Source organism: Micromonospora sp. CPCC 206060 (genome assembly GCF_036906895.1).
GTDB lineage: Bacteria > Actinomycetota > Actinomycetes > Mycobacteriales > Micromonosporaceae > Micromonospora.
Genome location: NZ_JBAKHU010000031.1, coordinates 24,686 through 36,641 on the forward strand (window position 1 = coordinate 24,686; position 11,956 = coordinate 36,641).

General features: G+C 72.4%; 12 protein-coding genes. 6 read left to right on the forward strand and 6 right to left on the reverse strand.

Annotated elements, in window-relative coordinates; genetic code table 11:
* Positions 1 to 317 precede the first annotated feature (317 nt).
* A complete protein-coding gene (locus tag V6U90_RS19565; protein WP_334438441.1) occupies positions 318 to 1,016 on the forward strand; it encodes a class I SAM-dependent methyltransferase in 699 nt (232 codons plus the stop codon).
* A gap of 186 nt (positions 1,017 to 1,202) precedes the next feature.
* Here V6U90_RS19565 and V6U90_RS19570 read toward each other — a convergent pair whose 3' ends face one another.
* The gene (locus tag V6U90_RS19570; RefSeq protein ID WP_208817765.1) at positions 1,203 to 1,505 is read right to left on the reverse strand and encodes a metal-sensitive transcriptional regulator; all 303 of its coding nucleotides are present in this window, start codon (positions 1,503 to 1,505) and stop codon (positions 1,203 to 1,205) included.
* Positions 1,506 to 1,599: 94 nt separating this feature from the next.
* Between V6U90_RS19570 and V6U90_RS19575 the strand changes: the two genes are divergently transcribed.
* The 5 genes from V6U90_RS19575 to V6U90_RS19595 all read left to right on the forward strand — a co-directional run bounded on the left by V6U90_RS19575 (position 1,600) and on the right by V6U90_RS19595 (position 6,436).
* Positions 1,600 to 1,809 (forward strand): heavy-metal-associated domain-containing protein, encoded by a 210-nt coding sequence (locus tag V6U90_RS19575; RefSeq protein ID WP_334438446.1) that lies wholly within the window; start codon positions 1,600 to 1,602, stop codon positions 1,807 to 1,809.
* A gap of 36 nt (positions 1,810 to 1,845) precedes the next feature.
* The gene (locus V6U90_RS19580) at positions 1,846 to 2,841 is read left to right on the forward strand and encodes a hypothetical protein (RefSeq protein WP_334438449.1); all 996 of its coding nucleotides are present in this window, start codon (positions 1,846 to 1,848) and stop codon (positions 2,839 to 2,841) included.
* Positions 2,842 to 2,856: 15 nt separating this feature from the next.
* Positions 2,857 to 5,139: a heavy metal translocating P-type ATPase gene (locus V6U90_RS19585; RefSeq protein ID WP_334438452.1), complete on the forward strand. Its 2,283-nt coding sequence runs from the start codon at positions 2,857 to 2,859 to the stop codon at positions 5,137 to 5,139.
* 17 nt (positions 5,140 to 5,156) lie between these two features.
* Positions 5,157 to 5,687, forward strand: a complete 531-nt coding sequence (locus tag V6U90_RS19590; protein ID WP_334438454.1) for a hypothetical protein — start codon at positions 5,157 to 5,159, stop codon at positions 5,685 to 5,687.
* An 80-nt stretch (positions 5,688 to 5,767) separates the two neighbouring features.
* The gene (locus V6U90_RS19595) at positions 5,768 to 6,436 is read left to right on the forward strand and encodes a DUF305 domain-containing protein (RefSeq protein ID WP_334438456.1); all 669 of its coding nucleotides are present in this window, start codon (positions 5,768 to 5,770) and stop codon (positions 6,434 to 6,436) included.
* A 76-nt stretch (positions 6,437 to 6,512) separates the two neighbouring features.
* Here the strand turns inward: V6U90_RS19595 and V6U90_RS19600 are convergent, their stop codons facing one another.
* The 5 genes from V6U90_RS19600 to V6U90_RS19620 form a co-directional block, all read right to left on the reverse strand.
* On the reverse strand, positions 6,513 to 9,356 hold the full coding sequence (locus V6U90_RS19600; RefSeq protein ID WP_334438458.1) for a hypothetical protein: 2,844 nt from the start codon (positions 9,354 to 9,356) through the stop codon (positions 6,513 to 6,515).
* Positions 9,357 to 9,543: 187 nt separating this feature from the next.
* Entirely contained in the window at positions 9,544 to 9,927 is a 384-nt protein-coding gene (speD, locus tag V6U90_RS19605; protein ID WP_334438461.1) for an adenosylmethionine decarboxylase, read from the reverse strand.
* 111 nt (positions 9,928 to 10,038) lie between these two features.
* On the reverse strand, positions 10,039 to 10,293 hold the full coding sequence (locus V6U90_RS19610; RefSeq protein WP_334438464.1) for an acyl carrier protein: 255 nt from the start codon (positions 10,291 to 10,293) through the stop codon (positions 10,039 to 10,041).
* On the reverse strand, positions 10,293 to 11,474 hold the full coding sequence (locus tag V6U90_RS19615) for a hypothetical protein (protein ID WP_334438466.1): 1,182 nt from the start codon (positions 11,472 to 11,474) through the stop codon (positions 10,293 to 10,295). The genes V6U90_RS19610 and V6U90_RS19615 overlap by 1 nt, the downstream gene beginning before the upstream one ends.
* Positions 11,471 to 11,953, reverse strand: a complete 483-nt coding sequence (locus V6U90_RS19620; protein ID WP_334438469.1) for a GNAT family N-acetyltransferase — start codon at positions 11,951 to 11,953, stop codon at positions 11,471 to 11,473. The genes V6U90_RS19615 and V6U90_RS19620 overlap by 4 nt, the downstream gene beginning before the upstream one ends.
* Positions 11,954 to 11,956 lie beyond the last annotated feature (3 nt).

The window sequence follows — 11,956 nt, forward strand, 5'->3', positions numbered from 1 at the left end:
ATCCGGATTCCAGGCCAGGGATTCGAAGATCGAGAATCGGGCCCGCATTGCCGGCAGCTCTCCCCATGATTCAGATTCTGAGCTGTTACGAGGTTCTCCGATCATTCTGAGCTCAATTCGATCTTCTGGCCGCGATCATTCCGGGGAATGCGCGGTGGTGGAAAACCCATCCTTTCGCCCGGATGGCGCCGTAGCGGTGGTTGTGCAGCGGATGGATTCCCCCTGCTCAACGTAATTCTGTCAACCATCCCTTTTGGACTGTCTGGCTGCGGTACAACGCTAAAAGAAGGAAGTCGAATTCCAGATAAGGAGCGGCTATGACCAGCATCAATCAAGATGAAAGCCTGATCGCGGGTTTCGAGGCGTTCTACAACGGCAGGTCACCGGTGGATGGAATGACCTTCGCCGCCCTGCCCTGGGACATCGGGGAGCCGCAGCCACGGGTCGTGGACAGCGCGCGGGCCGGGCGGTTCGCCGGCAGGGTGTTGGATTCCGGCTGTGGTCTCGGTGACAACACCATTTACCTGACCGGCCTCGGCCACGACGTGCTCGGCGTGGATGGTGCGCCCACGGCGATCGACTGGGCCCGGAAGCGGGCACGGGCGCAGGGGGTGCCGGCGGAGTTCGCCGTCGCCGACGTGACCCGACTCGACGGCTACGAGGACAGCTTCGACTCGATCCTCGACAGCGGGGTCTACGACTGCTTCGACGCGGAACTCCGGAAACGCTACATCGCGGCGTTGTGCCGGGCCGCCCGGCCGGGTGCCAGATTCACCCTCTACTGCCTCTCCGATTTGGTGCCCGGTGATCTCCCGGGGGTGTACCGGATCGATGAGCAGATACTTCGCGACGACATCGGCGGGGGTGGCTGGCGGATCACCGACCTGCGCCGGGACACCTTCCTCGTCAATCAGTACGCCGGCAACTTCTTCCGCGAGCAGGGTCTGGCGGTCGACTTCGACGACCAGGGGCGCGTCGCGCTGCCGGCCTGGGCGGTCGAGGCGGTACGCCTCTGACGGGTTGGCGGTCGTCCACGCGGCGACGATGACTGTGCGGACCGGCGAGCGTCGGTCCGCACGTCCGTGTCGGTGTCTTCCTTCTGCGGCGCCGGGAACTGCGGCTGTCCGCACCTCTGGCCGTGTTCCGTCAGCCGTGCGCTGTCAGCCGTGCGCTGTCAGCCCTGCTCGGTCAGCCCTGCTCGGTCAGCCGCGCTTCATCAGCCGGCCGACGGCGGCCATCATTTCGGTGGCCATCTCGTCGGCCCGGCCCTCGGCGGCGCCCTCGTGCATGCAGTGCCGGGCGTGCCCGTCGAGCAGCCCCAGTGCCACCTTGTCCAGAGCGGCCTGGATCGCCGAGATCTGGGTGAGCACGTCGATGCAGTAGCGGTCGTCCTCGACCATCCGGCTGATGCCGCGTACCTGCCCCTCGACCCGACGGAGCCGGGCGAGCAGCTGATCCTTGCTGGCGGTGTAGCCCCTGGTCGGGGTAGGGGTGGGCGTCGTCATGAGGGCAAGGGTAGCTTACCCCCGAGGGGTATGCTAGGGTCCGGACTGAGAGATACCCCCACTGGGTATCGGTATTACGAGAGGGAGCCACCCCATGGTCACCAGCACCTACCACGTCAAGGGCATGACCTGCGGCCACTGCGTCAGCGCGGTCAGCAGCGAGCTCAGCGCCCTGCCGGGGGTCAGTGACGTACAGGTCGAGCTTGCCTCCGGGCAGGTCTCCGTGACCAGCGCCGACGCGCTGGACCCGGCGGCGGTCCGGGCGGCCGTCGACGAGGCCGGCTATGAACTCGTCGACGCCTGAGCCCGGCGGCCCACCGGACGGAAAAGAGGAAACGCGATGAACGTGGCGACGAAGCTGGGCGGGTTCGCGCTCGGGCTCGTGGCGGTGTTCGGCGCGGCGTGGGGGGTCGGCCAGGTGGCCGGCCCCGGCGCTCCCGCAGTCGAAGCCAGCCACGACAACGCCGCCGGTGGGCACGATGCCGGTGGCCACGACGAATCGACCGACGGCTACCTGCCCGGTGGCCTGCTGGTCTCCGACCAGGGCTACACCCTGGTCCCCACCCCCGCCCCGGCCGGGCAGTTCGCCTTCCGGATCACCGGCCCGGACGGCAACCCGGTCACCGGGTACGACGTCGAGCACGACAAGCGGATGCACCTGATCGTGGCCCGCCGCGACCTCTCCGGATTCCGGCACGTCCACCCGGAGATGGACCCGGACGGCACCTGGCGGGTCACCTCGCCGCTGGGTGACCCCGGCAGTTGGCGGGCGTTCGCCGACTTCAAACCGACCGGCGCCGAGGCGCTGACCCTCGGTGTGGACATCGCCGTGCCGGGCTCGTTCACCCCCGAGCCGCTGCCCACGCCGACCCGGACCGCCACCGTCGACGGGTACACCGTGACCCTCGCCGGGGACCTGACGCCGGGGGCCGCCTCCCGGCTGACCCTGACCGTCAGCCGGAACGGCACCCCGGTCACCGACCTGGCCCCCTACCTCGGCGCGTACGGCCACCTGGTCGCCCTGCGCCAGGGGGACCTGGCCTACCTGCACGTGCACCCGGACGGCGTACCCGGTGACGGGAAGACCCCGGCCGGGCCGCAGATCACTTTCTTCGCCGAGGTCCCGTCGGCCGGCACCTACCGGCTCTACCTCGACTTCCAGCACGCCGGGCAGGTCCGCACCGCCGAGTTCACCGCCGTCGCCGGACCGCCCACCGGGGCGTCCACCACGGCCGGTGGCCCGGCCACCCGCCCGACCCCGGCGACCCACCCGAGCGCCCCGACCTCCGTCCCGGCCACGCCGGACCACGGCGAGCCCGGTCACGGGCACAGCTGACCCAGGAGGCGTCCCATGGCATCCGACACCCGGCCGTTGCAGACGGCACCGAACCTGATCGAGCTGAACATCGGCGGCATGACCTGCGCCTCCTGTGCCGCCCGGATCGAGAAGAAACTGAACCGCCTGGACGGGGTGACCGCCACGGTCAACTACGCCACCGAGAAGGCGACCGTCCACTACCCGGACACCCTCACCCCGGCCGACCTGATCGGCACGGTCGAGAAGACCGGGTACACCGCCGCGCTGCCGCCACCGCCACGGTCGGCAGCCACCCCGGCGGAGACCGCCGAGCCGGTCGACGAGCTGCGGGCAGCACGTACCCGGCTGCTCGTCTCGCTGGTCCTGACCGTGCCGGTGATCGCGCTGGCCATGGTGCCCGCCTGGCAGTTCGATTACTGGCAGTGGCTCTCCCTCACCCTGGCCGCCCCGGTCGTCGTCTATGGTGGACTGCCGTTCCACCGGGCGGCCTGGGTCAACCTGCGGCACGGTGCCGCGACCATGGACACCCTGGTCTCCCTCGGTACCGTCGCGGCGTTCGGCTGGTCGGTCTGGGCGCTCTTCCTTGGCACCGCCGGGATGCCCGGCATGACGCACCCGTTCACGCTCGCCATCACCCGTACCGACGGTGCCGGCAACATCTACCTTGAGGCCGCCGCCGGGGTCACCACGTTCATCCTCGCCGGCCGGTACTTCGAGGCCCGCTCCAAGCGGACCGCCGGGGCCGCGCTGCGTGCCCTGCTCGAACTCGGCGCCCGGGACGTTGCGGTGCTGCGGGACGGCGCGGAGGTCCAGATCCCGGTCGACCAGCTCGCCGTCGGGGACCGGTTCGTGGTCCGGCCGGGCGAGAAGATCGCCACCGACGGGATCGTCGAGGACGGCTCCTCGGCGGTCGACAACAGCATGCTCACCGGCGAGTCGGTACCGGTCGAGGTCTCCCCGGGCGACCGGGTGGTCGGGGCCACCGTCAACGCCGGGGGCCGGCTGGTGGTGACCGCGACCCGGGTCGGCGCCGACACCCAGCTCGCCCAGATGGCCCGCCTGGTCGAGGCGGCCCAGACCGGCAAGGCCGCCGTCCAGCGGCTCGCCGACCGGGTCTCCGGGATCTTCGTCCCGGTCGTCATGGTCCTCGCCGTCGGCACGCTGGGCTACTGGATCGGTACCGGCGCCGAGCTGACCGCCGCGTTCACCGCAGCCGTGGCGGTGCTCATCATCGCCTGCCCGTGTGCCCTCGGGCTGGCCACCCCCACCGCCCTGCTGGTGGGTACCGGCCGGGGCGCCCAGCTCGGCATCCTGATCAAGGGCCCCGAGGTGCTCGAATCGACGAAGCGGGTGGACACCGTCGTGCTGGACAAGACCGGCACGGTCACCACCGGCCGGATGACCCTGGTCGACGTGCTGCCCGCCGCCGGCCAGGACCGGGACGAGCTGCTCCGACTGGCCGGTGCGCTGGAACACGCCTCCGAGCACCCGATCGCCCGGGCCATCGCCACCGGTGCCGCCCAGGCCATTGGCGGAACCGGGGCGCTGCCGCCGGTCACCGGGTTCGCGAACGTCGAAGGGCTCGGGGTGAGCGGTACGGCCGACGGCCGGACCGTCACCGTCGGCCGGGAACGGCTGCTCACCGACCGAGGGTTGGAACTGCCCGAGGAACTGCGCCGCGCGGTCGCCGACGCCGAGGCGGGCGGGCGTACCGCGGTCCTGGTCGGCTGGGACGGCCAGGTACGTGGCGCGCTGGTCGTCGCCGACGTGGTCAAGCCGGAGAGCCGGGCCGCCATCGCCCGGCTGCGGGCCCTCGGGCTCACCCCGATGCTGCTCACCGGGGACAACGCCACGGTCGCCGGCAGGGTCGCCGCCGAGGTGGGCATCGATCCGGGCCAGGTGATCGCCGGGGTGCTGCCGGCGGAGAAGGTCGACGTGGTCCGGCGGTTGCAGGACGAGGGTCGTACCGTGGCCATGGTCGGCGACGGGGTGAACGACGCCGCCGCCCTCGCCCGGGCCGACCTGGGCCTGGCCATGGGCACCGGCACCGACGTCGCGATCGAGGCGTCCGACCTGACCCTGGTCCGCGGTGACCTGACCGCCGTCGTCGATGCGATCGCGCTGTCCCGGCGGACCCTGCGGATCATCCGGAGCAACCTGTTCTGGGCCTTCGCCTACAACGTGGCCGCCCTGCCACTGGCGGCGGCCGGGCTGCTCAACCCGATGATCGCCGGTGCCGCGATGGCCTTCTCCTCGGTCTTCGTGGTCGGCAACAGCCTGCGGTTGCGGGGCTTCCGCCCGGTCGCCACCCGGTGACCGGCTAGCGTGGGACCGTGCGGACGATGGGAGCGGCGCTGACCGGGCGACTGGCCCGGTTGGCGCTGCTCGCCGCCACCCTGTTCGGGCTGGCCATGATGCACAGCCTGGGCCACGGCGGCGGTCCGCACCCGGTGGCGATGTCCGCCGACCCGCACGCGATGGCGATGGCGATGACCAGCGAGCCGCATCCGGCGGCGGCTGCGGACCAGCCTGCGATGGCCGCGGACCCGCACGTGGCTGTCCCGGCTGCCGGCCCGGTGCCGGCGGCTGCCGGTCGGCACGCGACGGACAGACCCGGCGGCCACCTACCGGTGGCGTCCCCGGCCGATGGTGGCCGGGGCGGTCACCCGTCAGGGTGGAGCGTCTGCGCCGCCGTGCTCGGCGCGTTCGCCGCAGTCGCGCTCCTCGCCGTTCTGCTGCTCGCCGCCCTCGTCGGTCCGGGGGCCGGTCCGTCCGGTCGGACCCTGCCGGCCGGCTCCCGTGCCCCACCACCGGCCGGGCCGATCGGGCTCACCCTGGCCCGGGTGTCGGTGCGACGGAGATAGGACGCCCAGCGGGCGCCGGTACCCGGTGTCCCGCCGACGCTTCCCGTCCACGTTCGTACCGAACACGAGAGGTACCAGTTGTGAGCACCCGTACGATCCTGCGCCGCGCCGCCCTGGCCGGCACCGCCCTGGCCGCCGCCGTCGCCCTGGCCGGCTGCGGCTCCGACGATCCGATGCACGGCACCGGTGACGGCCACGGCACCCCGGCCGGCGCGTCGACCGCCGACACCCCGACCGGAACGGCCCGGTTCAACGGCCCGGACGTGATGTTCGCCCAGATGATGATCCCGCACCACCAGCAGGCGGTGGAGATGTCCACGCTGGCCGAAACCCGGGCCACCGACCCGGAGGTCAAGCAGTTGGCCGCCCAGATCAAGGCCGCCCAGCAGCCGGAGATCGACAAGATGACCGGCTGGCTGACCGCCTGGGGCCGGCCCACCGCGATGCCGGGCATGAGCGGCGGACCCACCGCGATGCCGGGCATGAGCGGCGGACCGGGCATGCACCACGGTGGGATGCCGGGCATGATGACCGACGCCGAGATGGCCGAGCTGGCGGCGGCCTCCGGCACGGACTTCGACCGGCGGTTCCTGACCATGATGGTCGCGCACCACAAGGGCGCGCTCACCATGGCCCGGGACGAGATCTCCTCGGGGGAGAACACCGAGGCGAAGGCACTGGCGCAGACGATCATCACCAGCCAGCAGGCGGAGATCGACACGATGAACAAGATCCTCGCCCGGCTCTGATCCACCGACGACCAGGGTCCGCGTCACCGGGCACAACCCCGGTGACGCGGACCCGTTGCTCAACCCGCCGGTACGGTCAGCGGCGGACCTGGTACGCCCGGGTGATGGTCTGCTCGACCACGTTGCCCGTCGAGTCCACGTGCCGCGCCCGCAGCGACACCTCCTGCACACCGTGCGGGTGCGGGATGTGCGCCACCGTGGCGTCCCCGGATCCGGTCAGCCGCACCTGGCGCCAGTTCCGCCCGTCGTACGAGGCCTCCACCGACAGGTAGCGGGTCGTACCATGCGTGGCACCGTCCTGCCACTGCACCGACACCGGCACCGCGAACGTGCCACCGGCCGGCGCCTGGTTGTGGTCGTCGAGCTGCGGTGCGAACCGGACCGCCGCCAGCGGCAGCCGCACCGTAGACCCGTTGGCCGGCGTGGCCGAGCAGAACGTCCACGCCACCTTCACCGAGGTGGCACCGGCGAACTCGGCGCTGCGGGTGGCCCGGCTCTCCAGCCGGTACACGGCCGAACCGGACGGGACGGTGAAGGTACCGGTCGCCGCCAGGTCGTTCTGCCCGACCAGCCGACCGTTGCGGTAGAGCCTGGTGTACGTGCCGGTCACCGCCGAGCGGGCCTCCCGGTGGGTGCCCTGGTCGGTGAAGAGCGGCAGCTCGACGCCGATCTGGTCACCGGTGCGGGCCGCGTTCGTCCACTTCCACGGCCAGTCCCGCGGGAACGACGGCCCGAAGACCCCCACGTTCCACCGCTCGACGGTGTGCGTACCGACGGTGAAGTGCCGGTCCGCGCTGTTCAGCATGGTCTCCGGGTTGCCGTCCGGCTCGCCGGCGAAGGTGCCGATCGCCGCCAGCCACGGGGTGTCCGGGATGTAGTACTCCTGGATGGTGAACGGCAGCGGGGCGTACACCAGGTAGTCCTTCTGCCCGATCCGACCCGGCCGGGCCGAGGCCAGCCGTGCCTGCACGGAGGCCAGTTCCGAGTCCGGCAGGTGCCGGATCAGGTCGGACGGGACGCGGTCGGGTTCGATCCACTGCACGTGGTACATGTACGGGCTGCCGGCGAAGCCGCCCCGACCGTCCGGCTTCGCCAGCCGGCCGGCGACGTAGAAGGTGAACGCCCCACCGGTGGTGGCGCTGGTCGACGGGCGGATCAGCAGGCCGTCGAAGTTCGGGCCGTGGGCGTCGGAACCGAGGTACCGGCCGTCGTTGGTCATCCGGGCGAAGATCGCCGCGACCTCGCCGTACGCGGCGTCCGACCGGTCCACGGTGACACCGACCGGGCGACCCTCGGTCGCCACCAGCGAGATCGTCCGGTTCTGGTCGACCACGACCAGCGGTTCGACCACCCAGGTGCTCAGGTTCCCGTCGGCCCGCGCGGTGTCCACGTGGGACTCCAGGTAGTAGTTGCCCCGGGGCAGCCGGAGCACCGCGGTACCGGCCGGGTCGGTCACGGTGACCGCGTACTCCCGGTCCAGGTCGTTGATGAGCGCACTCCAGCTCGCGGCCGGGGCGCCGTCGTGGTCGGTCGCGGTGATCGTCAGGTCGTAGCTCTCCGCCTCCACCTCGACGGCCACCGGGGTACGCAGGGCGGGCGCGCCGGCGACGCTGGCGACCAGCGAGCCGGTCACCCGGCCGGGGGAGACCTTCGCACCGTCCACGGTCACCGTGGCCGAGGCGGTACCGCCCGCCGGAACGGTGAGCCGGCGGGGCTGGACGGCGAAGCCGGTGCCGCCCGCGACCGCCAGGTCGATGGTGACCGGGGCAGCGGCGGCGTTGCGGTACGTCACCGTGCCACGGGCGCCCGACTTCCGCGCATCCCAGCGCAGCACGCCGACGTCCACGCTCGCCGGAGCGGTGGTCAGCCCGTACCGCAGGGTCTCCTCGGCGGTCCCGCCGGCGCTGCCGAGCAGCGCCGACCGCAGGTCGGTCGCCGTCCACCGGGGGTAGCGCTGGGCGAACCGGTCGGCGGTCCGGGCGGCCGTGGCGACGTCCGGCGTGACCAGGACGGCCGCCCCGGCGTCGGCCCGGCGGGCAGCGGACCCGGCGGTGGCGACCGGACCCGCCGCTGCCGGATCGTCGGCGGTCAGGAACAGCGGACCGGTCGAGTTACCCAGGTCGGCCAGCGCCGACCGGACCAGGCCCGGCCCGTTCGCCGGGAACACCTGCTCGGCGTCGACCTGCACGATGCGGTCCCGCCGGGCGGCGGCGGTCTCCAGGGCGTCGATCAGCCGGGACTCGGAACCGGCGGCGACCCGGCTGACGGTCGAGGCGCCGGCCGCCGGGCCGGCCGCCTTCGCGCCGACCGGCGCGTCGAACCAGATGCCGGTCGCACCACCGGCGAGCGCCGGGGCACCGTCGGCCCGGGCGGCGGGGGCGGTCACCAGGCGGGACCAGAACTGCCCGGCGCGCGCCCGGTCCAGCCGTACCCCGGCACCGTCGACGCTGGTCAGGGCCGTCTCGACGGTCGCGCCCCCGGCTCCGGCCAGGCTTCCCGCGCGGGTGTGGTCGGTGGCGGTGACGATCAGCGGCAGGTCCCGGTCGGCGCGGTCGGCGTACCCGAGTTCCAGCAGCCGGCTGACGTTGAACAGCCGCGCGTCGACCACGCCCGCAGCGACCAGGGGCCGCGCGTCGGCCGGGACCACGTGCACCTCACCGGCCTGGACGTACCGGTGGAAGCGGGTCTTCTCCCGTCCGGCGGCGGGACGGACGACGAGGCTCTGGTTGGCCGGGGCCTCCGGCCGGATCAGGACCTGGTCACCGGTGACCAGGGTCAGCCACGGCTCGGCGTGGCCGGTCGGGGCGGCCGGTTCCTCGGCGCCGGCCGGGCCGCCACCGGTCAGCACCAATGGTGGTACGGGCAGCAGCGCGGCCAGCGCCACCGCCAACAAGGTTGATCTGGTTCGCCGTCGTGACATGGGCTCTCCTCCGGCTCCTGCTGGCTACCCGGACGGCTGGGGAGCGCTTCCGGGACTGCTGGCCGAAGCCACCCACTGGACGGCTGGCCGAGCCCACGATAGGGCGGAGAGATCGACAGCGGGCTAAACCTGGCAACCGTTCGCCAGACCGGCAGGACGGTGGTGGGACGTACCGGCACGGCGCCGGTTACGCGTGTACCTCCCGGATCACCCGGGTGATGTTCACCCGGCTGGTCTCCAGCGCCTTTTCCAGATAGGTGATCATCAGTTCGCCGTTGAGTCGACCGCAGGTGAGCAGGTCGAAGTTGGCCAGCGAGTGCTCCGGCCAGGTGTGCACGCACAGGTGGGACTGGGAGAGCACCAGCACGGCGGTGACCGCACCGTTGGGGAAGCGGTGGGTCGACCGGCCCAGCACCTCGGCGTGCCCGGCCCGGGCCGCCTCGTCCATCACGGCCAGCAGGGCGGCCTCGTCGGTCAGGATCGCCGGATCGGTGACCCACATGTCGATCGCGTACGAGCACATCTCGTCGGCGACGGGCACGCAGGCCGGTGCCGCACTGTCGCTGCTCATGGGGAACCCTTCGGAAGGAAGACCGCCCAGCCGGGGCGGAGGGGCCGGGGCGGAGGAGGGCAGGTGCGCCGCCGTGCGCAGCCCGTGCCGGTCGACCAGTCTACCGCCAGCTCAGCCGGCGGCCCGCCGGACGAAGTCGGCCAGCGTGCCGATCGACGTGAGTGACTCCAGGGCCCAGTCCTCGGCGGCCACGTCCACGCCGAACCGCTCCTGCACCCCGGCGAGCAGGCGGGCACCGGCCAGCGAGGTCAGGTTCAGCTCCGGACCGAAGAGCTCGGTACCGGCCGGCAGACCGGCGACCAGTGCGGGATCGCGGTCCAGCACGCGGGCCAGCATCGCCCGGATCTCGGTCTCCACCACATCCATCACTGCACCACCCGATCCTGCGCAACCACCCGATCCTGCGCAACCACCCGATCCTGCGGAACCACCTGGAGATGCGGGACCACCGGAAGCTCCCCGGCCAGTTCCCGGCCGAGCAGCAGCCCGTGCTCACCGGTCACCGCCACCCGGCCGAAGCCGGTACGCCGGAGCAGTACCCGCAGCTCAAGATTGGCCAGGTCGGTGCGGATGTCCACGAGCAGTCGGGCGGCGCCCGCCGCCCGCGCCTCCCGCATGATCCAGGCCAGCACCGCCACGGGTACGTCCCGGCCGGCCGCCCGGCAGGACGACATGAACAGCCGCAGCCGCCAGTCCGACCGGCCGTTCCCGCCCGACCCGGCGCCCGCCGCCCGGTCCGGCCCGGCCCCGGCGCCCTCCGGCCCGCCCGGCGCGACGTTGCCCGGCCGGGCCGGGTCGCCCCGCTCGACCAGCGCGGTACTGATCAGGCCGTAGTCGCCGAACCGGTCGGTCAACCGGGCCACCGGCACGAACCAGCGCGGATCGTCGATCAGTCCGGCCAGCCGGTCCGCCGGCCACTGCTCGCCGGTGGTGTTGAACCGGTGGGTCCGCTCGGTCAGCTCCCCGATCCGGGGCAGGTCACCCGGCCCGGCGGTGCCGACCGTGAGTACCATCCCGCAGGCGCGTAGGAACTCCTCCCGGGAACCGGTGAACTCCTGCTCCGCAGCCCGGCGGGCCTGCTCCTCCCGGTACCGGTCGACCCGGCGCCGGGCCTCCTCGGTGGCCGGCGCGGGGACCAGGGTGCCGGCGTCGAGCTGCGCGTACAGCTCGTCGGGGGCGAGTACCCGGACCTCGGGCAGCAGCGCGGCGACCTGCGCCCGCTCGAACGGATTGTCGTCGACGAAGACCGTCGCCGAGGGGGAGATGCCCAGCTCGTCGACGATCCGCAGGATCGCCCGGTCCTTGTCGCCCCAGCTCAGTTGCGGTACCACGAACCGTTTTCCCAGCCCGGGATCGGCGGCCAGCAGCTCCGCCATGCTCGGATCGGTCCGGCTGGCCACGCTGTTCACCACGCCCCGCTCCTCCAGCGCGGTCATCGCGGCCAGTGCCCGGGGGAACGGCTCGGGCAGTTCCCGGGTGGCGTTCTCGATCGCCACCCCGGGCCAGACCGTGCCGTCCAGGTCCCAGACCACGCACTTGACCGTCACCCGTCGGCGCCGTTCCGGCTGTCGGCGCCGATCCGGCGGCGGAGCGTGAGGTGGGCCGGCTCGAACCCGAACCGGCGGTAGAGCACCCGCATCTGCTGGTTGGCCATGTGCACCTTGCCGACGATCTCGGTGACCCCGGCCCGGTGGGCGTAGTCGAGGGCGTGGTCCATCAGCACCTCACCCACCCGCTCCCGGTCGGCGTCGGGTCGCACCGCCAGGGAACGGAAGTTGATGTACCGGTCCCCGGTCAGGAAGTTGGTGTTGACCGCCAGCCAGAGCCAGCCGACCGGGCGGTCCGCGTCGTCCACCGCGACGATCATGCCGTCCGCGTCGCGGTCCAGTGCCTTGGCCAGCTTCTTGCGGTGCACCGCCGGGTCCACCACGGCCTCGTCGCCGAAGGAGATCTCCGCGATGGTCACCTCGAAGGCCGCCAGATCGTCCAGATCCCGTTCGGTCGCCGTCCGGATGGCGTACGTCACGCC